This is a genomic window from Mycobacterium sp. 1245801.1, from assembly GCF_001673055.1.
GTDB lineage: Bacteria > Actinomycetota > Actinomycetes > Mycobacteriales > Mycobacteriaceae > Mycobacterium > Mycobacterium europaeum_A.
On record NZ_LZKY01000094.1, the window covers coordinates 1 to 22,812 of the forward strand.

The 22,812-nt window shown below is 62.4% G+C and carries 17 protein-coding genes; 8 read left to right on the forward strand and 9 right to left on the reverse strand.

The features are described 5' to 3' along the window. Window positions 1-1,473 precede the first annotated feature (1,473 nt). Window positions 1,474-2,031 carry a VOC family protein gene (locus A5622_RS05665; protein WP_197507955.1) on the forward strand — a complete coding sequence of 186 codons (558 nt, stop codon included), beginning with the start codon at window positions 1,474-1,476 and terminating at the stop codon, window positions 2,029-2,031. A 771-nt stretch (window positions 2,032-2,802) separates the two neighbouring features. On the opposite strand, the gene A5622_RS05670 is transcribed toward A5622_RS05665, so the two are convergent. The 3 genes from A5622_RS05670 to A5622_RS05680 form a co-directional block, all read right to left on the reverse strand. Further along, the gene (locus A5622_RS05670) at window positions 2,803-3,576 is read right to left on the reverse strand and encodes an SDR family oxidoreductase (protein ID WP_066859864.1); all 774 of its coding nucleotides are present in this window, start codon (window positions 3,574-3,576) and stop codon (window positions 2,803-2,805) included. Between the two features lie 451 nt (window positions 3,577-4,027). Beyond that, window positions 4,028-4,645, reverse strand: a complete 618-nt coding sequence (locus A5622_RS05675; RefSeq protein WP_066859867.1) for a UbiX family flavin prenyltransferase — start codon at window positions 4,643-4,645, stop codon at window positions 4,028-4,030. 24 nt (window positions 4,646-4,669) lie between these two features. Next, complete coding sequence (locus A5622_RS05680; protein ID WP_197507956.1) at window positions 4,670-6,229, reverse strand: UbiD family decarboxylase; 1,560 nt, start codon at window positions 6,227-6,229, stop codon at window positions 4,670-4,672. Between the two features lie 442 nt (window positions 6,230-6,671). Between A5622_RS05680 and A5622_RS05685 the strand changes: the two genes are divergently transcribed. Next, window positions 6,672-9,434, forward strand: coding sequence for a LuxR family transcriptional regulator (locus A5622_RS05685; RefSeq protein ID WP_232002169.1), 2,763 nt, complete (start codon window positions 6,672-6,674; stop codon window positions 9,432-9,434). 40 nt (window positions 9,435-9,474) lie between these two features. Here the strand turns inward: A5622_RS05685 and A5622_RS05690 are convergent, their stop codons facing one another. After that, window positions 9,475-9,660 carry a hypothetical protein gene (locus A5622_RS05690; protein ID WP_066859870.1) on the reverse strand — a complete coding sequence of 62 codons (186 nt, stop codon included), beginning with the start codon at window positions 9,658-9,660 and terminating at the stop codon, window positions 9,475-9,477. Between the two features lie 165 nt (window positions 9,661-9,825). On the opposite strand from A5622_RS05690, the gene A5622_RS28935 reads away from it, so the two are divergent. Continuing rightward, entirely contained in the window at window positions 9,826-10,032 is a 207-nt protein-coding gene (locus A5622_RS28935) for a hypothetical protein (RefSeq protein WP_156748701.1), read from the forward strand. A gap of 24 nt (window positions 10,033-10,056) precedes the next feature. On the opposite strand, the gene A5622_RS05695 is transcribed toward A5622_RS28935, so the two are convergent. Then, window positions 10,057-13,305, reverse strand: a complete 3,249-nt coding sequence (locus A5622_RS05695; RefSeq protein ID WP_066877233.1) for a LuxR C-terminal-related transcriptional regulator — start codon at window positions 13,303-13,305, stop codon at window positions 10,057-10,059. A gap of 1,451 nt (window positions 13,306-14,756) precedes the next feature. Here A5622_RS05695 and A5622_RS27880 point away from each other — a divergent pair. Next, window positions 14,757-15,602, forward strand: a complete 846-nt coding sequence (locus A5622_RS27880) for a GNAT family N-acetyltransferase (RefSeq protein ID WP_232002170.1) — start codon at window positions 14,757-14,759, stop codon at window positions 15,600-15,602. Window positions 15,603-16,773: 1,171 nt separating this feature from the next. Here A5622_RS27880 and A5622_RS28940 read toward each other — a convergent pair. Beyond that, a complete protein-coding gene (locus tag A5622_RS28940; RefSeq protein WP_156748702.1) occupies window positions 16,774-16,935 on the reverse strand; it encodes a hypothetical protein in 162 nt (53 codons plus the stop codon). A gap of 181 nt (window positions 16,936-17,116) precedes the next feature. Here A5622_RS28940 and A5622_RS05715 point away from each other — a divergent pair, with 181 nt between their 5' ends. Next, window positions 17,117-17,557 carry a hypothetical protein gene (locus A5622_RS05715; RefSeq protein ID WP_066859885.1) on the forward strand — a complete coding sequence of 147 codons (441 nt, stop codon included), beginning with the start codon at window positions 17,117-17,119 and terminating at the stop codon, window positions 17,555-17,557. Window positions 17,558-17,685: 128 nt separating this feature from the next. Here the strand turns inward: A5622_RS05715 and A5622_RS05720 are convergent, their stop codons facing one another. Further along, complete coding sequence (locus A5622_RS05720) at window positions 17,686-18,528, reverse strand: ParB/RepB/Spo0J family partition protein (protein WP_066859888.1); 843 nt, start codon at window positions 18,526-18,528, stop codon at window positions 17,686-17,688. Beyond that, complete coding sequence (locus tag A5622_RS05725) at window positions 18,528-19,241, reverse strand: ParA family protein (RefSeq protein ID WP_066877231.1); 714 nt, start codon at window positions 19,239-19,241, stop codon at window positions 18,528-18,530. The genes A5622_RS05720 and A5622_RS05725 overlap by 1 nt, the downstream gene beginning before the upstream one ends. A gap of 1,726 nt (window positions 19,242-20,967) precedes the next feature. Between A5622_RS05725 and A5622_RS05730 the strand changes: the two genes are divergently transcribed. Then, complete coding sequence (locus A5622_RS05730; protein WP_232002171.1) at window positions 20,968-21,765, forward strand: ParA family protein; 798 nt, start codon at window positions 20,968-20,970, stop codon at window positions 21,763-21,765. 115 nt (window positions 21,766-21,880) lie between these two features. Then, window positions 21,881-22,117 (forward strand): hypothetical protein, encoded by a 237-nt coding sequence (locus A5622_RS05735; RefSeq protein WP_232002172.1) that lies wholly within the window; start codon window positions 21,881-21,883, stop codon window positions 22,115-22,117. Window positions 22,118-22,131: 14 nt separating this feature from the next. On the opposite strand, the gene A5622_RS05740 is transcribed toward A5622_RS05735, so the two are convergent. Next, window positions 22,132-22,503: a hypothetical protein gene (locus tag A5622_RS05740; RefSeq protein ID WP_197507957.1), complete on the reverse strand. Its 372-nt coding sequence runs from the start codon at window positions 22,501-22,503 to the stop codon at window positions 22,132-22,134. On the opposite strand from A5622_RS05740, the gene A5622_RS27885 reads away from it, so the two are divergent. Next, a complete protein-coding gene (locus tag A5622_RS27885) occupies window positions 22,467-22,799 on the forward strand; it encodes a WhiB family transcriptional regulator (protein WP_082994534.1) in 333 nt (110 codons plus the stop codon). The two genes, A5622_RS05740 and A5622_RS27885, sit on opposite strands and share 37 nt — an antisense overlap. The last annotated feature ends 13 nt before the right edge of the window (window positions 22,800-22,812 follow it).

Sequence of the window (22,812 nt, forward strand, 5' to 3'; positions counted from 1 at the left end):
CGGATTCCTACCGCGTATGCGTCGATGCGCAGACCGGCCAGACAGCTGCGTGTGGTGGCTTGTCGATCCACAGTCACGTCCATTCCGTGAGTTCTATGAATCAGACTACGGTCGCTCTGCTGACGTCGCGGTCTGGATTTCGACGCCAACCTTTCTGCGGTCACAACCAGGCATAGCCACTCGGTGACTGTGGATCGACAAGCCACCACACGCAGCTGTCTGGCCGGTCTGCGCATCGACGCATACGCGGTAGGAATCCGTATCAGCCAGGCGCGCATAAACAATGCAGGTTGACTACTGCTGTGGCAGTTCGGGTCTCGTAACTCAACCCCGCACGCCGGGCTTGGACTGCAGTCCGCACGAGCCACCCTTATCGCTCACTCGCGTCGGTGTCCGAAGAGGTTCGAATAGGCCGGCCGTCTGGTCTATGAGCGATAGGTTCAGGACGAGCCACGGCGGTCTGACAGTTGCCGTCGCGCACCACGTCGCACGAGTTCTGCTATGCCGCAGAATCATTCGGTGGCCAAGCTGTGTGGAGTAGTCGCGCTCACCGGTTCGCCACACAACTGGCAAGTTCGGCGCCCGGCATGGTTCATGCGCAAGGTCGGGACTCGCCTGGACCCAATCGCGGCCACGGAGGAGGCAGCGCTCGGGCCCAAGCGACGCGTTACAGGTGTCCAAGCCACTGACGTGTGCAGAGACACATCGTCGGTGAGAGCGTGTCGCACGTAGTGCGCCTAGTTGATGCGTTTACACAGACAGACGGTCGTCACCCCCGCGGACGTCAGGGTGACCACCAGGGAGGCCGTCAGTACTGGATTAGGGAGTATGTCGATGAGACTTAAGGAAAGACACCTAACCGACGTTGCGATCGATGGGATCACCAATAGCTCGCCTCCAGAACGAACTTTGCCCTCGGCATCCATTCTTTTCGCGAGGGGGACCAGTGCCAGTAGGGAGCCCGGCCCATGGAACGAAGCCGGTTTCGTGAGCCGGGCCGGCGGTGTGCGGAAGCTGCTGGTTGCCAGCCTCATCTCCATCGGGGTGCTGCTAGTAAGCGTCTTTTTCTTGGCGGTCACCTGCACAAGGCTCGACTGGCCCAATACGACAGCTGGTTCGACCTGTGTGTACCACCCCAGCCGAAGCGCCGATTCGTTTGTTCAGCTAAAAACTAGCGGATCGACGCTTCCCAGCAGACCAGACGGCGATGGAGGTGTCTGATCGGTGCTGGGAGGCCGAATGATTGGGTGCACCTGGCAGTAAGTTGGTGTTCCGAGGCCATTTAGCCTAATACCAGGGCCATTAGGCTGCACGCTGCTGGTCGTCGTCGTATCGCTAAATATGGCATGTCGTGCGATGGGCGTGGCTTGGACCGACATGTCAGCCTAAGTGCGTCGGCAGGTGGGCCAACGGAGAAGTCGACACAAAGCCGAGATCCACTGCCTAAACAAATGATTCATGGAGGAGTCGGCAATGAGTCAGATGTCTACCTCGGAGCAGCCGCGCACGATCACGCACGTTGGTGTGACAGTCACGAATGCCGAGCAGGCAATCGACTGGTATCAACGCGTCCTTGGCTTCCAAGTCCTGCATGAGCCGCAGGAGTACACCGCTGGCGAAGGCCATTTCGGTGGGTTGGTCGCCGATATGCTGGGGCCGCATGTGGTGACCGGCAAGATCGCGATGATGGACGCCGGTAACGGCGTCGGTCTGGAGTTATTCGAGTTCTCCGAACCCAAGCCAGATAGGCGGGGCAGCGACGAGAACCAACAGTTCTATCTCCATAAGACTGGTACGTTTCACTTCTGCGTGGTCGACCCCGACGTTGAAGGCTTGGCGCGACGGATCGCTGCGAGCGGTGGCAAGCAACGCAGCGCCGTCTGGGAATTCGCGCCAGGCATCGGCTTTTTCGTATGTTATTGCGAAGACCCCTTCGGTAATATCGTCGAAATCTACTCACACGGCACGTGTCATATCTGGAGCGCACTGGCACAACTCAATCAGAAGGCCGGAGACCATCAGCTTGAGTAACCCGGCGCACCGGCTCCGGTTATCGTCTGCACCCTCTCGAGAAGGACGCCGGCATCGGTTTCAACTCCTACAAGTGAGGCAGCACTTCCTATTCATAACGGCGGGGGAACCCCGTCAGCGGATCCGAAGTACAGCACCATCACACACTTCGCCATCACGTCCGTTAGGTCCGGTCAGTTCTGCGATTAACCGGGGTTAGGCTCCTCTGGCCAAGAATGAGGCTCGTGAGGGCCGTAGCGCCATCGGATCGCGAGCGAAATTTAGGGAACTCAGCCTCACAAGCAGTAACGCGGGTTACCGGCTCTCGCGCACATTCGTCAGGCGTTGAACTGTTGGGGTTTGCGCAGTGTGTCGGCACGATAGCCGTGCCTTGACCCGCCAGGCCACGTCGACCAGTACCTGATCGCGTTCGGGCTCGTTGAAGTCCTTGTGGTACAGCCGGGATTGATCGTCGACTCGACGTGGGCCGATCCGACGCAGTCGATCCGGCGACGACGGCAACCAGCCGGTCGTTGGCGCCAGGGGCCACCAAGAGCGGCACCGTGAGTGCCCGCGCCCGGCGGGCCTGCTCTCACCATCCGCAGCATAATGCGCCCAACGCCCGCAGGACCCGGTGCGCGATAGACCGGCGGGTCGGCGTTGTGGGCCGCCAGGAAGGTGCGGTCCCGAGAAATGGCGTCGTCGTCGTGCAGCTTGCATGATTGCGCTGTTAGGTGACCCGACTAATAGAGGAGAAACAAGTAGCCCTGCCGGCGTGGTGATTTGGCGGTGTTACAGCGTGGGGACTAGCCCCCCGTCGCAACGGATGGCTGTGCCGGTGAGGTACGACGCGGGAGTGCCGCATAAGAACGCGGCGACACTGCCGAACTCATCGGGTTCACCGTAGCGTCCAGCGGGGATTTGGCTTGCTGAAGCCTTTTCGATCTCTTCGATCGGGACGCTGGCATTCGCGGCCGCTGCTTCATCGATTCGTCGGGACCGCGGTGTGGCGATCCGACCGGGCAGTAGGGAATTCACTGTAATTCCTTGCGATGCAACCTCGGTCGCGAGGGTCTTCAAGAAGCCGGCGAGTGCCGCGCGCCCTAGGTTTGACAATGCCAGATTGGGCAGCGGGGCCTCGATGCTGGTCGAACTGATACTGAGGATGCGTCCCCACTTTTGCGCCCGCATCGCGGGCAGCACCGTCCGCACGAGCAGCACGTGGGGCTTGACCAACGCGTCTACCGCGGAGTCGATGTCCTCAAGGTCGATGTCGGTGGCGCGACCTGGCTCCGGCCCGGGCCCGTTGAGCACCAAAATGTCGATGTCGCCTACGCGATCGTTTGCCGCAGCGATTAACGCATGCGCGCCGCCGTCGGCCACTAGGTCTGCGCCGAGGCCGACTGCCTTGGGAAGCATGGCCGCTACTTGTTCGGCGCGTCCGGCCGAGCGGCCGGTGACGACGACGGTGGCATCATTGGCCGCAAGAGCCCGGGCGGTGGCCAGGCCGAGACCTGATGTCGACGCGCACACAAGCGCGGTATGGGAGGCCAATCCTAAGTCCATTGATAGCTCCTTTGTCGCGCCTGTATGTCACATAGTGTCCGTGGAATTACTGTGTCGTTCCCTGCGAATCGCGGGGTCGATCCCAAGCATGACCGAGTCAACCACTGGTGGGTGGCTGTGGCTGTCCAAGCCGAAAATCGGACCACGATGTTTTATCCGCTCAGCGCGCATAACCACGGCTTAAAGCGGCATGGCCAGATCAGTTGGGCTGCTCGACGGGGACTTGTCAGTGCGACCTTGTTGGGTTGGTCGTACCGTCTAAACAGCTGCCGCAGAACTCTTTCGCAATAGCTGCGTCTCGGACCGCAACCTGGTTGAGTGTGGACAGCCCGGGGCGCAAAAGTTCTTACACCGTATGCACCGCTCGGGTGATGGCTCCTGGTTACGTTTCGTGGTGCCCGGCGGCGAAGCTGCCGGGCACCACCGAATCGTTGCGGTAGGAACACGGTTTTCACAGGGTCTCCGAGGCGCTGACATACGGTGCATCGGTGCCGACGATCGCATCGGGCGGTGGTGCGCCCCATCGACGGATGAGACCGGTGTCGATGTTGTACAGGTCAAGAACACGCGCAATCGTGTGGTCGACGATGTCATCAATAGTCCGGGGATTGTCGTAGAACGCCGGCACAGGTGGAAAAATGATCGCCCCTGCTTCGGTCGCGGCGAGCATGTTGCGCAGATGTATTGTGGTGAGCGGGGTTTCGCGTACTAGCAATGTAAGGCGGCGGCGCTCTTTGAGGCACACATCGGCCGCGCGCGTCAACAGTGTGGTAGTGGTTCCCGTAGCGATCTCGGCGAGAGTGCGCATGGAGCAGGGCGCGACGATCATGCCCAGTGTGGGGAAAGATCCGCTGGAAATGGCGGCTCCGACATCTCCGATGGTGTAAGTCACATCGGCTTTGTCGCGCAGATCGCGTGCGGAGTAGCAGGTTTCATGCGCCCGTGTCATATCCGCCGCCCGGCTGACCACCAAGTGCGTCTCAACCAGGGATGCTTGGAGCACCTCAAGTAGACGTGCTCCATAAACTATCCCGGTGGCGCCGGTGATTCCGACAATAAGGCGTCCCATGTACCTTCCTCCATGCGGGGAGTGTCAGTCGGGCGGGTATCCGTAACTCGCCCAGTTCGCAAGGATTTTGTCCTGCAGAGCTCTGGGATAAGAGGTCGTGAAGGAGGCGACTTCCGGCAGTGGCCGCCCAAACGATTGGCTACGCATCAGGCAGTTGTACAACGCCTGGCCGCCACGGCCAGTGTATTTCTCGGACGAATCAAGATAAGCCACCCACTCCCCCAGCTTCGTCATCGAGAAAAGGATTTCGCCGCTACCCGGGTGACACCGCGTCGCGAACGCCCACACGACTTGACCGAGGTCGCTTGGGTCGATGTCGTCACCAATCACCAAGATCTTCGGGAACTGCCAGCCAGGATGGGAAGCGAAGATGGTTTGGCCGAGCCGATGCAGGAATTCGTCTACGGGAAGCCCGGTTTGGTCATGCCAACTGTCTGGAACGGTGACGACCATCCAATGTGTCGCCGACTCCAGCGGTGTCCAGCAGGCTGTAACCGGTAATCCGGCTTCACGGCACAGGTGCAGCGTTTCACCCGATATGCCCAATCCCCATATCGTATGTACGTCCTCGACGGGGCGGCCGGGGGCAATCACCGGCAGGATCGCTCGATCGCGATAGGTCACAGCGGTAACGGTGAACAGCGGCCATGGCTTGGGTTCACCGATCGTGTACCCCCCGTACTCGCCCAGGGGCCCTTCCATTGCCATTTCGGAGTCGGAGATCAGCCCCTCCAGCACGATTTCAGCTGACGCCGGCACCTCGAGGTCAACCGTCTCGCAGGCGACCATCTGCATCGCTGCGCCGGTGAGTTGGCTGGCGAAGTCGTGCTCGCTGACGTAGGCGGGCATCGGCGCGCCAGCGGCAATCATCGCCGCGGGCGGCACGCCCAGTGCTAACGCCCACGGGGTCGGTTTGCCTTGCTGTTTCCACATGCCGTGCACCATGCCGATGTGTTGCTCAGGTATCACCAGACCGGTGAGATGGTTCTTGTCCACGAGCATGGCGCGGTTGACCGACCAGTTAGTCCAAGTGCGGTCTGGCGATCGCACGATGTTGATGCCGGCGGTTTGGATGTAGCGTCCGCCATCGCCATCGTGGATGTACGGCACCGGCAGGCGCATCAGATCGATGTCGTCACCGAGCATTGCGTTGCGCTTGCACGGAGCGGAATCCGGCGGGACTGAAACCGGCGAGAGAACCGGCTGCGACTTGGCCTCGACATAGGCCTCGACAAGTTCCAGGGCGGTCGCGCGCGGATCGCGGCCCATCATCATCGCCAGACGCGCCAGGTACAACCCCGGTTGCCGGCTTGTTGCTGCAGGGGCGCCCATCGCCCGCAGACCCGCGTCGGCACCGATTACATGGTTGAAGAGAGGAGCAGCGGCTTTCATCTCCGTGGAGCGGCGGATAATTGCGCCCATTTCCAGATTCCAGTGGATCGGTTCGTCGATCTGCTGCACTTCACCGATGGCCTGCAAAGCCTGCACGTAGTCTCGGAAGCTTTCGTAATGAATACCTGGATGCCCGTCAGCACTTATGCGTTGCGCGGGGTAGGGCGCGACCGGTCCGGCGGCGATGGTCATACGCTCAGCCTCGGCCGAGCATGCCTGTGAGCCCATCGCATACCGCGTGATTCTTAAGGCCCGGCCAAGCGAGTATTGGGCTCTCCCAGCCTCGCGCGCATGTGTGGCGACGTCGGCGCTGGTCGGCGGGTTCTCTTCGGCATTCGGGCGCGCTATCGACGCCCGCCGTTTCTCGTCGGCCTCGACGTCGACTAGCACTCTGGCTAGCAAGTGGCGGACTCGAAGGCCTTGGCCAGAGGCCCACACTCGGTAGGCACCCACATCAGCCGCTCACGGAGGCCCCCATGGCTGATCAATTAGATGAAGTTGATCAAGTGCTGCTGCGTTATGTGAGACGGCGTACGGCGTTACCAATAGCTGTGGATGTGAGCGGTTTGCAGCCTGGCATCGCAGCGCGCCGACTGTGCTCTTTTAGATGCGGATGCAGGGCTGGTGACGAATCGTGACGACGCCGATTCGCGGTCGTGATGAGGAGTTGAAGATCCTCTGCGAGCGCCTGCGCGGGCTGGCCGCCGGTCGCGGCGGCGTAATCGTCGTCGAGGGACCGCCGGGTATCGGAAAAAGTCGGTTGTTGCGGGAATGCGTGTCCGGCGCCGGCGATGGTGTGCGCCCGTTGTTCGGCCAATGCTTTGCGTATCAGCAGGCGGTGCCGTTCGCGCCTCTGCTCATGGCGACGCCGCATAGCGATCGACCGGTTGGCGATACCAGATCCGCCGGTGATTTCGGCAGTGGTGACTCGCCGTCCTGGGTGCTGCACGACCTTTTACAGGCTGTCAGCGCCGCGGCTGTCGTGACACCGCTCGAAATCGTTATTGATGACATCCAGTGGGCTGATAATGCGACCCTGCTGGCCTTGCAGCTGTTGACCGCGAAGCTTGCCGACGCCCCGGTGTTGTGGGTGCTTGCCGCTCGCACTGGTGCGGGCGGTGTGGTAGTTGGCGAGACCATCAGCTTGCTTGAATGTGAAGGTGCCTTGATTCTGCGGCTCGGTGCTTTGGCTCCCAGAGCAGTGGCTGAAATGGTCCAGGATGTGGTGCGTGCCACGGCGGAGAAGTCACTGTTGGATCTTGCTGATAAGTCGCATGGTAATCCGTTTCTTGTCACCGAGCTGGTCGAGGGCTTGCAGGAGGAAGGCCGGATCGTTGTTTCGGGGGGCCGCGCTAGCGTCGTTGGTGATACGCTGCCGCAGCGATTGACAGCGACCATGCAGCAGCGGTTGGACCGGTTGGCGTCGGATACCCGGCGCATGGTGCAGGTGGCTTCGGTTCTGCCGGAGAGGTTTTCAGCGGGCTTACTGGCGGTAATGCTGGAACGTCGTCCGGTTGGCCTGATTTCGGCGGTGGAGGAGGCGGTGCGCGCCGACCTGCTTGTCGAAGACGGGGACCGGCTCCGATTCCGCCATGACGTATTGCGCCAGGCCACCCGCCAGTCTTTGCCACAATCGCTGCTGCGTGCGATGGAGCGTGACGCGGCGACCACGCTGTTAAAGAGCGGGGCCGCGCCGGCAGAGGTAGCGCCCCAGCTTGCGCGCAGTGCTGAGGTGGGTGATCAGGCCGCGATCGCCGCGCTGCGACGAGCAGCTCACTCGTTGGCCGGATGTGATCCTGGCACTGCCGCCGATATAAGTAATCACGCGTTGCAGCTGTTGCCGTTGCAGGACCGGCTGCGTGGCCCTCTGGTGGCTGAAACCGTCGTTTTGCTCAATCAGGCCATGCGCTATGACGAGGCCCAACAACTCGCCGCGGCAACACTGCGCAGCGACTTGTCACCGCAAGAGGAGGCGCAGGTTCGGCTCGCCACCGCCAGCTTGACCCACTTGCCCGGCCGGCGAGCAGAGGAGAATCGCCGCGCACTCCAATTGAGCAACATTAGCGACGACATCAGGACACGCCATCTCGCGTGGCTGGCCTACAACCTGGCGGTGGACGGCCAAGATGACGAGCTTCGCCAGACCGCCGAGCAGGCCCTGGCTGCGGCAAGGACAAGCGGTGATACGGCCAGTGGGCTGTTGGCGGAAGTGGCGCTGGCCAACCTCGTCTGCGCGCAGGGGCAAGCCGAGGACACCAAGACTCGTCTGGACCGGATTGGCGAGTTGATGCATGCCAGCCAGCCCGGGGTGATCAAGCTGGTCGCTGCGGCGAACCGGGCAAATCTAATGATTACGGTGGGTTCGGCCGAAGAAGCCGCGGCGGCGGTCGGCGAAGGATTGCGTCGGTCACGGGTCAACAACAACCTGATGGGATTGCGGCTGTTTACCGGGCTGCGAGCGCTGCTCGAACTGGCGTTGGGGCGACTGAGCGCAGCGCGTGCAGTCGTTGATTCTGTACCGGCCGCAGAGCGTATGACGTGGAGCCGGCTCGGTGGCCAGATCGGCATGATTGCTTTGTCGCAGATCGCCGCCCATACCGATGACCGTGTATTGTTGCGCGAGGTCGGCATCCAGGCGCGCGACGCTCGTGCGCACGGTGGGCCGGCGGTGCGGCGTGAAGCTCTTGCGGCGCTGGCCCATGCGGCGTGGCAGCGTGGTGACGTGCACCAGGCGCTGCGCTGGCTTGCCGATGATTTCCCGCTGCTACAGACCCCGTTGTGGATGGCAGACCTTGATCACCTCATCTTGGCTGCCCGCGTGGCGGCCGGTGCCGGTGATGCCAGCCTGCGTTCGCGCGTCATGCAAGCAGCCGCGACATTGAGGCGCGATAACCTGCCTGTGTCACTGTTTTTCGCCGTCGCATGCCATGCTAGCGCCGTTCTCGAGCGTGACGCAGATGGATTGTTGGGCGCGGCGAAGACTTTAGAGGGTTGTTCGCGTCCGCTGCTGTACGCAGCCGCGGCTGAAGACGCCGGCCGTGAGCTCGCCCGCCTACAGCGTTGCCCGGAAGCCGTCGACCAGCTCAATGCGGCCTTCGATACCTACATCGACTGCCAGGCCTCGGCAGATGCCTACCGAGTCGCCCATGTGTTGCGCGAGCACGGCGTGGCACGACGGATCGTTTTTCCACCGCGACCCAAAACCGGTATCGGCAGCCTGACCGACGGTGAACTTAAAGTCGCTCACCTCGTCGCGTCTGGGGCCAGCAATCGTGTTGCGGCACAACAGCTTTTCCTCTCGCCGCACACCGTGAACACTCATCTGCGCAACATCTTCGGCAAGCTCGACATCAACTCGCGCGCCCAGTTGAGCCTGTTACTCAACGGCGATGGGTGAATGCGCTCGGCAAGCCAACCCCCGTCCAGTCCCCACTGCCCTACAGAACGGAGTCGTCGTGACAATCCAACCGATTGACGATGCCAAAACCCGGACGTTGGTGGCGGGCGCCCTCGGTGTTATCGGGCGCAATGTCGTCGAACACCTCGCGGGCGCCGGTCGAGAGGTCCTCGGATTGATCCGGCGGCGCCTGACTGTTCAGGCTATTGTCGCCGGGGCCGAGCATCTCCTACGAACTCTTCGACGAGGTTGCCTCTCGCAAGGTAGTTCCCCCGCCGCGCGTTCAACTCGCCATCTGGCGTCCCGCGGCAGCGTGAGGCACTCACCACGTCGGTGTGCGAGGCTATGGGAGACAGTGCATTAAGGGCGCTGAGCCCTTGAAAATCCGGGCGTGTCCACCGAAGACGCGACCGTGTACGTCCTGCGCGGCCGCGGCCACGATCGCTTTGAAACGCCGGGTAAATCGGGGCAGTCTTCACGGGTGCACCGTCACCTGGTCGCCGACACCACCAATGGTTCGTCACCAAGGTCTGCGTTTCTGCAGAAGCTGCTAGACGGGTTCGGGCGGAAAGGTGAGGTATTGCCGACGTTGCTGTAGCGACTTGGACGCCCACAGTGCTGCTTAGACATACGGCGCAGCTTCTTGTGCGAGCTGAACGCGCGAATGAACGCCCAGCTTGCGGTAGACGTGGGTGAGGTGCGTTTGTACGGTGCGCGGCGAGATGAAAAGTTTTGCAGCAACGTCTTTATCGGCAAGTCCAGCGCAGACTAACCGGACAACGTCGCGCTCCGTGGGCGTCACGGAAGCCCAGCCATGCGACGGCCGTTTGCGGGTGCCATGGCCGCGATGGGCGTATGCGATCGCCTCCTCGGTAGACAGTGCGGCGCCCTGGGCCCAGAAGTCCTCGAATTCCTGGTCGCCGAGCGCCTCACGAAGCGAGGTGATCAACGTTTGGTACTCAATGTCGTAAATTTGGAAGCGGACCTGCCCGAACTGATCTCTCATCGCTTCGGCGGCCCCTAAGAGGCGTACTGCGTCTCGCCACTTGCCCCCATGGTGCACCAAGCTGGCCAGGCACTCCAACGTGTCTGGTGTACTCAAATACGCGTTCGTCTCCGACGCGCAACCTAAGGCCCGTAGTGTGTCACGCCGAGCGTGCTCGATCTGTCCTTGTGCGGCCGCAATCCGCGCCCGAATCGTCAGCGCCCTGGAGGCGTTCGAACCGGTTGTCGTGGAAACAGCGTCGTCGGCGGCACGTCGAGCCGCAGCGAGGTTGCCCCGGGCGAGCGCGACCTCCGCACGGGGATTCCAATGAAGTGCCCGCAGTTCCGGCCGTAGGCTCAAGCGCGCCGCTTCGCTGGCTTGTTCGGCCGCTGCAACGTCGCCGGCGGCCAAGGCGGCCAGGGCAAGGCCCGCGTAGGTAAAGCCCGCCAGGGAATCGCTGAGTTCGGCGGCTTGCTCGGCTGCGGCGGCAGCGGTGGAAACGGCTGCTGCTGTTTGACCATGGAACGCGAGCGCCATGCTGCGACCAAAGCGGCCGCCCACACTGAAGATCGGGTCCTGGTATGCGTCAGCGTCGGCCATCACTTCATCGAATTGGTGTAGGGCTCCCTTCAGATCACCGCTGCACAGTCGCGCCATCCCGATGTTCCAACAACAGTGCCGTGCAGTGAATTGATCGCCGATTGAACGGGCGATGTCGCGCCCTTCTTGCGCGGATTGAAGCACCCCCATGGGATCGCCTGCGAGTAAGGCGGCAAATGCCTGGAACGGAAGGAGCTGACTCAACGCCGTCAGATCTCCATCGGATCGGGCGAGATTAATGGCCTCGGAGAAGGCTTCCTCGGCAGCTTCAGCGCTATAGGACGAGACACAACACCACGCGCTCAATGCCTTGAGCAAAAGCCCGGGGTCTCCGATCTCGCGCGCAAGCTCCAATGCTTCCGTTGCCGCGTCCTTGCGCCCGGGGTCTGCAACTGACACGGTCAGCATGGTCCGGTCAGCTAGCGCCCGTGCGTGCACTGCCGGTGTGAGTGTGGTACCGGCCGTGTCGGCGAGGGCGAGGGCCGCGTCATACCAGCGAAGCCCCTCCTGGATTCTGCCGCGCCGTCGCCAGAACGGCTGTAGAAACGAGGCAAGGGTCAGCGCTGAAGGAGCGTCAGCTTGCTCAAGACACCAAGCGAAAGCCGCGCGGAGGTTATCGATTTCGATTTCCGCTACTTCGGCGTGCGATTCCACGTCGGTAGGTGTCAAAGTGTCGAACTTTGCCGCCAGTGAGCGGTAGTAATCGCGATGGCGAGTGCGAATTGTGTTGATTTCACCGGAGTGGCAGAGCTTTTCGAGGGCGTACTGACGCACCGTTTCCAGGAGTCGGTAGCGTGTTCGGTCTCGATGTTCTTCGGTCAGCACCAGTGACTTATCGACGAGTTGGCTGAGCTCATTCAGCACTTGGTGGCGTTCGGCTTTGCCAGTGCCTGCGACCATCCGGACAGCGTCGAGGTCGAACCCTCCCATGAACACGGCCAGTCGACGAAACAGAACTCGTTCGCGTTCAGTCAGCAGTGCATGTGACCAGTCAACGGAGGCACGCAAGGTTTGTTGGCGTGGCACTGCGGTGCGGGCACCGCGGTTCAGTAGCCGGAAGCGGTCGTGCAGCCCCTCAAGAATTTCTACTATCGACATTGCACGCATTCGGGCAGCGGCTAACTCGATAGCCAGTGGCACTCCATCAAGCCGCTGGCAGAGCTGGGTCACGGCGGCGGCATTGTCGTCGGTGATCTGAAAGTTGGGCCGGGCAAGCCGCGCCCGTTCAGCGAACAGCTGGATTGCGTCGCCAGCTATCGGTAACGATGGAACCCGCATGATCACCTCGCCCGCCACCCCAAGGGGCTCGCGACTGGTGGCAAGTACTTTCAGTCTTGGACAGCCTGCCATCATGTCCCTAGCGACCATCGCGGATACGTCGAGTACATGTTCGCAGTTGTCCAAGACGATCATCATGTGGCGATCGCCGACGGCATGAGTGAGGCTGTCTATTGCCGAGCGTCCCGGTTGATCGCATACACCCAGCGTCCGGGCGACTGTGCTGGCGACGAGGTCGGCGCCGCTGACTGGCGCAAGGTCGACATACCACACTCCGTCATGGAAGCCGCCGGCTAGCCGAACCGAGAGCTGTTGAGCCAGCCGTGTTTTGCCGATTCCTCCCGCTCCGGTGAGAGTGATCAGTCGGTTGTCGGCCAACAGTTGTGCTGCGTCGTTGAGTTCGTCGATCCGTCCAATGAAGCTGGTGAGCTGTGTAGGAATGCTATGAGTCACAACACAACTCGATGTGCGTAAGGGCGGAAAGTGATTGCGCAGCTCTGGGTGGCACAGCTGGACGACCCGCTCTGGCCGAGGCAGATCACGAAGGTAATGCGTGCCAAGGTCGGTTAGCCACACGTCTGCGGGCAAACGGTCGATGACTAGATCTGCTGTGGTGCCAGAAAGCACCGTTTGCCCACCGTGCGCCAAATCGCGTAACCGCGCTGATCTGTTGATGGTGCGTCCGACGTAGTTGGCTTCATCGCGTAATTGCACTTCGCCGGTATGCACACCGATGCGTAACCGGACAGGAGCAAGGGGTGCTCTTTGTAGCTCCAGCGCGCAGGCGATCGCATCGCTGGGCTGTGCGAATGCCACGACAAAGCTGTCACCCTCACCTTGTTCGATCGGCCGAACGCCGCCGTACGTCGCATTCGCTTCTGACAGGGTGCGATCGAGCGTGGCGATGGCAGCAGTCATTTCGCCAGGAGCTGAATCCCAGAGCCGAGTCGACCCTTCGACATCTGCCAGTAGCAGTGTCACAGTTCCGGTGGGGATCATCTCGCTCACCCAGGCTTGCTCCAGTCTGTCGGCTGCGCTTGCGCGCACAATTTTGATCTCCGCTTATCCTTGCCACGGTGCATGAAACGCAGTCGTTCAACGTACGTCGGAACGGGTATATTCCGCAGGTTCTAACGATGTATGCGTCGGGGCTGCCGATGCGGGGTGAACGTCACCGGCCGAGGTGGCGCATGAAGGTACGTCCGCGCGACCGGCATGACCGTGGAACTGTCGCTCGTTGCCGTCGTGGTGTCGTCCCGAGCAGGCTTGTGCGTCTAATATTCACTAGGCCTCACAGACGTGCGCGTCGGACAGGTTCGTCTAGAAAGATCGGAAGTGTGGTCAGTCCGCGGATCAAGGTCCTGTTCGGGTGTTGCAAAACCGCTTCGTGGTCCAATGTGATCGGTCGAATCGAGCAACTAGCCGGCTGATGGCTCTCTCACCTTCAAGCCGCGCCAGCGGTGCTCCCGAGCAGTGGTAAGCCGTGTCCGGACGCAGGTCCGAGATAGCTCCCAGTGGAGTCGCTGTTTCCAGCGCATCTCGAAGTCGACGTCGAAGCGGCCGAGAACTCCGGACTCCTGGTGCGCGGCCATGCGTATGTTTCTGCGATCCTTATTGGCATTCCGGTCGGCTGTTAGCAAATCGCCTCGTCTATATATAAGCGATTCGGCCGATGCTCTAGGCCCGGTCACAGGGAATAGTCGAAGTGAAGCCTCGGCCCGGGCAGCCGGGTGAGCGACGCGCTAGCGATAAGGCCGGCGCCGGTTGCGCCTTGACTGCCCCTATCCAGTGGAGGAGATAAGTTGTCCAACCCGGTAACTGCTGCCGCGCGCTCGGTACTTATTGCGAAAACGCCTGGGACGCAGCATCGGCACGAAGTCTTCAACCACCGTTTTCGCGGGATGTCCTCCGGCTGGTCAACCAGCTGCTGCTGCGCGTCCGACGACTGACTCGTCGTAGCAGCGAAGTGCTTGTTCAGGGAATTTTGTTGCGTGTGTACCGGTTTGTCAAAGTACGGCAATGCACCCTGCTGGGGTTGCTCGCTCAGTCAACCGTCATAAAGCACGCATCGGTGACGTCAATGTTGCACCTCCGCACGCCCACTCACCGAATCGCTGATCGACAACACCCACCAGCACCTGGTGCGCCGGGTGGGGCCACTAGTTCGGTTCTGTTGAGGCGCAGTGCTTGACGTCATGCCAGAGGGCCAGATTGGCGAAGCGCTGGCTCGATACCCGGCGGCGTCTCGGATGGTGATCACTTGGCTGACCTAACGGGTCTGTGCCACACGAGATAGCGAGGCTGTCAGATGTTCGGCTGCGGTAGTTGCTCGGCCTAACGAAGTGCCGAAAAACCGCGTGAATGGCTCACGCAGGCTCAGGAGGGCAACCGGCCAGCGGAGCCCATGCACAGAGCTAGATCGACCGACACGAGAGGGCGATCCATACATGGACATAAGAGTGCGTCTCGCAACTCCAGCCGACGCGCCGGAGTGCGGGCGGATATGCTACGAAGCGTTCGCAGCAATTGCTGATCACCATCGGTTCCCCGCTGAGTTTCCCTCATGCTCGCCGGCAGCAGCGTTAATAGCAGCGCTGAGTGCACATCCGGGTATCTTCGGCCTGGTTGCAGAACACGATGGTGGAATCATCGGAAGCAACTTTCTCGATGAACGCTCAACGATCTTCAGTGTCGGTCCGCTGACCGTGGCTCCCGTCGTGCAGAACTGCGGCGTTGGCACCACGTTGATGCGGGAAGTGCTCCAGCGATGCACTGCACAACACACGCCCGGGGTGCGGTTGGTGCAAGTCGCCTATCACAACCGATCGATGAGTTTGTACGCCAAGCTCGGTTTCGATGTCCGTGAACCATTGGTCGCGGTGCAGGGACACCCAGTAAAGCTGGCGTATCCGGGTTATGGCATCCGAGCGGCAGTGGATAGCGATCTCGAGGAGTGTGATGCGCTGTGTGTGCGGGTACACGGCCATGACCGCGCGGGGGAACTCAAAGACGCCGTTGCTGAGTCGGCGGCCCGGGTCGTCGAACGTCACGGCCGGATCACTGGCTACACCACGGGAATTGGATTTTTCACGCACTCCGTCGCCGAAACTAATGACGATCTCATTGCGCTGATATCGGCAGCCGAGGCGTTTCCTGGACCAGGCTTCTTGGTGCCGGCGCGCAACTGCGAACTGCTGCGCTGGTGCTTTCGCCAGCAGTTGCGCGTTGTGTACCTGCTGAACCTGATGACAAAAGGCCTATATCAAGACCCAAGAGGCGCTTACCTTCCTTCGATCGGATACTGACCGACGCGTTGTTTCAGCCGTGCTCAGCAGGGCCACAACCGATCGTGTTGCCGAAAGGCCTTGTGAGCTGCCGCTTTACACCGGCGCAGTCACATCGGTTGCCAGCTCTAGCCGCCCTCATTATCGCGATTTGAACCCCCGCCTCATCGGCCCGCTCGGCGCCCAGAAAGGCGACTTTCGCTGTCAGCGCTACCAGCTGCCCGGTCGCGACATAGCAGCAAGCCGTCACCGGCCGCAGCATCACCAACTCCATGTGCGTTGTCGCGCAGGGATAATCAATCGCCAGATAGCCGCACCAGCATCTCAGCAACCTTTCCCCCGGAGTCGATTGGGTTATCGTTTACGGCGATCTCGCCCGGCTGATATGACATACGCAACCATCGCTGGCTGCGACTTCCCTCGAGGAGCTGCGCATCCCAAGCCGAAAGTTCGGGCGTCAGGTGCTGATTGGCATAGTTATCTCGCGCCGGTGGGCGCCCATCCTTGGCGGCCCCCCATTTCCTCGGGGAGGTTCGTCGGATGTGGGCGAATACGCCTAATCTGCAGGTGGCCGGGGATGCCTAGCTTGCATCTCGTCGACGCCGTCTGTGCCCATGTGTCCCGCGCTATCGGCGGTGTCCCGGGTGATCGGCACCGCCACGTGCTGACGTGCTCGCCGCGACGACGGCGATGGCCCTGGATCGGCAACGATCACCACTGGCCGGGGCGGATGGGACCAATCCCCCGCTGTTATTAGCTGCTGGGGGTGGCTACCGAGCCGACGCATTCGCTTGAGCCATGCTCGGAGCCGCATCAGCGGATCAAGGCTACACACGCGGCACCACGAAAAGTCGAGCGCTACAACAGTATTCTGGCCGAGAATGTACGCACACCGGACTTCAGAGCGAGAGCGCGCCGATTCCGTCCGTGGTATGAGGTATGACTGCGACGACCACCGCCCGCACAGCGCACGGGCGGCGCCGCCGGCCTGGCGACTCGCCAAGGGCTCACCGACGGTGTGGTTTCACACAACTAGCGCTGTATGGCTATTGATCTGCCCGGGTCCGGGCGAGCACCGGGCCGCACTACCGAGGTGTTACTCACCGGCGTGGTGCGATGCTGCTCGTGCGGGATCACACGGAAAAGACCTGCGGTTGGCTAGTTGGGCGCGGGTGCGGTGGTTCGCTCGGGGTCAGGATGCCTGCGGGACGAGGGTGCGCAGGCTCAGTTCGCGCATGAGCGATGGGAGGCTGACGCCTTGTCGGTCGGCCTCGCGTTGCAGCACTTCGAGGTCTTCTTCGGTAAAGCGCACCAGGACTTTGCCTGTCAGCTTGCGCTGTTCGCTGTTGCTCACCTTATCCTCCGGACTTCGGCGGTGTCTTCGGCGCTGATCGTCGTGTCGTTAGTTTAGGACATCCGTGTCGTTAAATTTGGCATCCAGGCCGATATTGAGCCGCCATGTCGTTATGATGTTGCTAATTAGCAGCATATGGCCTTTCCGGGAGTAGTGCGATTTCGCGCCGGAGTTACCGACGATGACACAGCCCAAGCAGCCGCCGCCGGGTGTGGAAACCACACCGGGTGGTGCGGTGGTGTCGCTGTCGGAAGCGGCCAAGCGGTTGGGCAAGGACCCGCGCACAATCATCCGAGCGATTAAGGCCGGCGAGATTCGGGGCGGGGCGATGCCCCGTCCGGAGCGGTTGCGTTGGTATGTCTACACCGACGAATTGCCAACGCAGCCCGCAGTCGCCCCTTCCCCACCGCCGAGCGCAGTGGTCGATAATCTTCGGGCACAGATTGTTTCGCTAGCCGAGGCCAATCGGCTGCTGATCGCCGCGCAGCAAGAGCTGCTGGACGCCGATCGCTCCACGCACGAAGCCGCCGATAAGTACCGCGCCGTCGCGCGCAACTACCTGGACGCGTTGGCTCAATTCATGGTGCCGGGCAATCTGGGAGACCTGGCGGACCAGCTTTGACGAGACCGCTTCACGCGCGGCGTGGGCCTCGTCGCGCCGGAACGGCGCATGAGGGTTGCGGCGCGCGGTTTTTAATAGGCTCGGGGTATCACGGTGTTGAATCGTCACGTGACGATGAGGCTGATGTGTCAGACCGGAGCGGGTTCGTCGGTGAGCACCGCGAGTAGTGTCTTGACTCCGTCGGGCCCGAGCTGGGTTCGCAACGCATCGGCCAGGAGTGTCGGCTGTGCGGGGAATTGGCGCAGTGCGCGGGCGATGACGCGCGACGGGCTGGGATCGCGCGCGTCGGGAGGGTTGCTGGTCGGACGTGGGCCGGCGTTGCGTTCTTGGGCGGCTTGCCAACGTGCGACTTGCTCCTCGAGAGGCACGCGGGCCAGGGTGCGGGCTTCCCGGATGGCCAGTTCGCCTCGGCGTAGGGCGGTTTGCAGTCGGGGGTCTAGCGCCAAGAGCGCACGGCGCTGGGAGACCCAGGCTTGGGTTTTACGTAGGCGGGTGGCTGCGTCGACGGCGCTGCCGCATTCGGAGACCAGGGCTTGCACGGCTTTGGCCTCTTCGATGACGTCGAAGTCTTGTCGGTCGACGTTTTCAGCGATCGAGGCCGAGATGAGGGTGATGCGGTCGCGGGCGATGTCGTCGTTGATGACGACGGCCAAGTCGGTGCGGCCGTACTTGTGGGCGGCGGCCAGGCGGCGGCAGCCGTTGATGACGACGAAGCGGGCGGTGATGACATCGTCGGGATAGAGCTTGAGGTAGGCGCTTTTAGTGACGACGACGGCGGGCTGCAGTTGTATGTCGGCGATCGATTCCAGATCGGACAGATCGCCGAGGTCGTCACGTGGGTTGTGGGGATTGGGCGTCAGGTCGGTCAGCGGCGTGGTGCGGCTGGGCATCGCGGTGAGTTGTTCGACCGGTGATTTGTCGCCGACGGAGCTGCTGAGGCTGGCCAGGTTGGTGCGTTGCCCGCGGGCCATTAGCGGCCGTCCCCGACATTGAGTTCGAGGGCGAATTTGAAGAAGTCCTCGCGGGCTTGCAGCGCCACCCTATTGGCCGGGTATTCGGTGACGACTTGTCCATCGGCGCTGGCGCGGGCGTGCAGCTTGTAGTGCCGGATCACAGTGTGGGCCAGGGGCCAGCCGTTGTTTTTGATGAATTCTTTGGTCTCGTTGAGGTCGTGAGCACCGTCGCGGGGGTCCCAGTTGTTGATGACGACAGTGTAGGGGATGTGTCGGGGTTGGATGACTTTGCTGATCGTGCGTGCGGTGGGGTCGAAACTGAGCGGCTCGGTTTCGATGGGCACGATGATGCGGTCGGCGACATCGAGCACTACTCGTAAGGCGTCAGCGGCGGGTCCGCGGCCCAGTGGGTCGGCGGAGTCATCGCCAGCGCCGAGGTCGATCCATCCGGGGGTGTCGACGTAGACGTGTTGGATGCCGGGGAGTTCCCCGAGTTTTTTGAGGCCATCGAGGTCGTCGTGGGCTTGCACGATATGGAAGGGAAGATCGTTTATTCGCGCGGCCCACCAGATGGCCGATCCTTGGGGGTCGATGGAGACCGCGGCTACTGGTGAGCTCGCGTCCGGGTCGTCGTTGTGGTTGAGGACATCGGCGGTGACGGCGGCCAGGTTGACAGCGATCGTGCTTTTGCCGACGCCGCCCTTCTGATTGAGAACGACGTGAACAGCCATGAATGGCCTTTCCGTATGCTTCCCCCGGCGTTGCCGGGGTACTTCGGATGAGACAGCGGCAGTTTACGGCGCCTGAAAGCGCCTGTCGCTTCGACACGCTGGAAAGGGTCGGGATCGGGTGAGAGGCTGCGACCGAGCCAAAGGGCGGCATAGCCGCGGTGGTTCATGGTGACGACTTAACCGCGGTTAAGTGGTCACCGCAGCGGGTTGGCTGCGGACACGGTCATCGCCTCAATCGGTCAGCGAACCCACCATCGGGCACGTCACGAGAGGCGCAGCGTATTCGCTCGGGCCTCGCGCGCAGGCCTGGGTCCGTCCGCGCCGCTGCGCGCGGTCATGACCGGCCTGGTGAGCCCAAGGCCGGCCGCTTTGAGATTGAGCAGCGGGAGTGGCTTGAGGAGTTGGTGATTCATGCTTGTGAGGGCAACGTCACCGCGGCAAGGATGGTGGTACTGAGATTGCGGCGACTGAGCTGTGCACGGCGCCCGAGCGGGAACTCCAGCACGGTCGCCCCTAGTGGTGCATGCCTGGTTAGCCCGTGCCGATCAGCTTCGCAGCCAGTTCGCTGCGCGAGCAATAGACAGCACCAGCGACCACGCACTCGTATAGATGTCAGCGATGGACGTTGGCGGTGGCAGTAGCTGCTTGCCGGTACCGCGGCGACCGGCTCCGATGGCGGGTTACATCGCCGGCGTCGAGGACATCGCTCGGTAGCGGCCGCGGAGCCGGGCGAAACACGGCGAGCTGTGAGGCGCGGGGCGACTTAACCACGGTTAAGTGGCGCCCCTGTGAGGGCGTCGGGGTATGTGGCGTTGACGGCGTTTGTTGCAGGCGCTCCCCCGCCGGGATCGCATGGACTTGCTCGGGGTTGCCGACTGTGGCCCGACCGCCGTGCGTCGCCAGTGACGCTGATGAATTGGTGCGTGCAAATTCCTCACCAGACGACACTGCTTCGCGCTGCACGTTGCGGCATCCCGGTGGGCGCGGCAATGACCATCGTGTTAACGCGCACGTCGGCTCGCCTCTCCCCCGCCGGCGGTCGGCATTGCACTCGGCGCGAGGTTACCGACGCGCATATCCAATGCCGGACCCGCAGCTGGGTTTCTCGTCGTTTGCGCCTAGTCGTCCGGGGACCGTCGTCGCGGTGTGCCCGTCACAATTGATGGCCGCCTGCGCGCCGAGCAGCATAAGTGCAGATCACTGAATCGCAGAATCACGGGGCCACGTGATCACGCGGTCACAGTGTGAATGCATCGCGGGTGATCCGATGATCTCTTTACGCGATCACCCGATCACGGGGTGACCTTATGATTCGATCGCCGGCTCGCCCGGTCACATGGTCACACCGCCGTTCGGTGATGGAGTCGCGTGATGACCGCGTGACCGCATCATGGCGATACAAGGCCACCGCGTGGCGCCATCACTTAGTGACAGCGTGACCGAATCCCTGGGTGATCCGATCATGTGATCGCGGCGCTGCCGCGTGATCTTGAGGCTCGGTTACCCGGTGATGGCGTGATGCGGTCGCAGCGTCGCGCTGTGATCTGGCGATCTCGTCACGGCGCCGCGGTGTCGCAACATCACCCGATCATGTCATCACTCCGCGTCTGGGTGGCTGAATCGCACCGTGCCCCGGTGATCAGATCGCCGCGACACGCCGTCGCTGTGACACCCGGACACGCGGTCACTTGCTGTAATAGATGCGGCAGACGTTAAAGGAGTGATTATGGTGAAAGCGGAAGTGATTGCGATCGCTAATCACAAGGGTGGGGTGGGTAAGTCGTTCACTGCCGTGAACCTCGCCGCCGGCCTGGCGCGGGGCGGATGGCGCACCTTACTGGTCGATTGTGACCCGCAGGGCAACTCGACGTCGATGTTCGATCCTGACGATGACGTGGAGTTCGACATTTACGACTTGATCGGGGAGGGCGCGCCGATCGGCAAGGTGATCCGCAAGACACGGCTGGATGCGCTGGATTTGGTGCCGTCCACCTTGGCGGTGGCCAAGCTGGACATGGAGCTGGTGACGATGCATCGGCGTGAGGAACAGCTGGCGATGGCGCTGGAGCCGGTGTATGGCGGTTATGACGCGATCGTGCTGGATTTGTCGCCGAACTTGGGTCAGCTGGTGATCACTGCGCTGAATGCCGCCGACTGGTTTGTGGTGCCGACCGACGCCAGCAAGTGGGGGAGGCGGGGGGTCAATATGTTTTTGGAGTGGTCGTCGACCTTGCGTAAACATCAGGTGCTGTCAGCCGTTTTTTTGGGGGTTCTGCTGACGAAGTATGAGTCGCAGACGTTGATCAGTCGCGAGACGTTGCATGCGCTGCGTGATGACGGGTTGCCGATCTTCGACACGATTATTCCGAAGCGCACGGCCGCTGAGCGGATGGTCAGTGAGCAGGTCGTGCTGGGTGATCTGGATGCCGATCCGGACCTTGCGCAGGCATACGCCAGCTTCACTGTTGAGGTGATGACCCTTGTTGATGAGGGCCGACGGAATCGAGGAAAGCATCATGCCTAAGAAAGACACTGCTGCCGCCGTCGTCGGCATGTTGTCGAGCGCGGGGGCTCAAACTCGTGCGGCGACTGAAAGCCATCAGCTTGCCCGGGATATCGCGGCGTCGACACCTGTCACTGTGACGGAAGAGCCCCGGGTCTCGGTGTCGGCGCTGCCTACCCCGGGGCGGTCGGGGGCCGCGGTGTCGGGGGAGGCGCCGCGGACCTTACGGTTGCGGCCGGGCACTGCGCAGCGACTTCGTCAGGCGTGGCTGGAGGCCAAACGCGACGATGTGCTGCTGACTGCGCAGGATTTCGCCTCAGATCTGGTCGAGCAGGCATTGGGGCGGCGGCGGCGCTCGGCCGCACAGACTTAACCGCGGTTAAGCCGCTAGGCGCTTTGGGCGCCCTGTGCCAGCTCGGTGAGCCCCCCGTCGTGGCCGAGCAGGACCCAGCGCGATGCCCGCCAATGGAAAGGCGCCAACGCGGGGTCGCGGCCGGTGTCGATGACGTAGCCTGCGCGGGTCGCCAGCTGCGGTTGCAGGTTGGCCACAAGTTCGGCGCAAGCTGTGCAGGCCGCGAACACTTCTGCCGGCGAAGGGTTTTCGGTCCGGGCGTGGCTGCGCCGGCGGCGGCTGACGAGCCGGTCGAAGCTATAGCGGCATTGCTCGGTGAGCACTTCGCAGTGCCCGCAACTGCGGGCGAGCATGGTGGCCGCTGTCGAGGATGGCCCACCGGCGGCTGGTGCGCGGTGCAGCGCCACCGGCGAAAACGCTGCCCTGCCAACGTGATCCGGAGCGCTGGTTTAACCGGCGACACCGGCGCGACACCCTCGCTGCATGCCTGAACTGCCCGGCCCGACCATGGTGCGCCCAACAGGCGCTCACCTGGCACGCCTGCTGGGGCATGTGGGCCGGGGTATGGATCGACGGCCAGCACACCGACGCGGCGCCCTACCTGCACGCCATCGCCGCCGACCACCCACTCCCCCACCCGCCGCGAACACTTCTGCCGGCGAAGGGTTTTCGGTCCGGGCCCGGCTGCGCCGGCGGCGGCTGACGAGCCGGTCGCG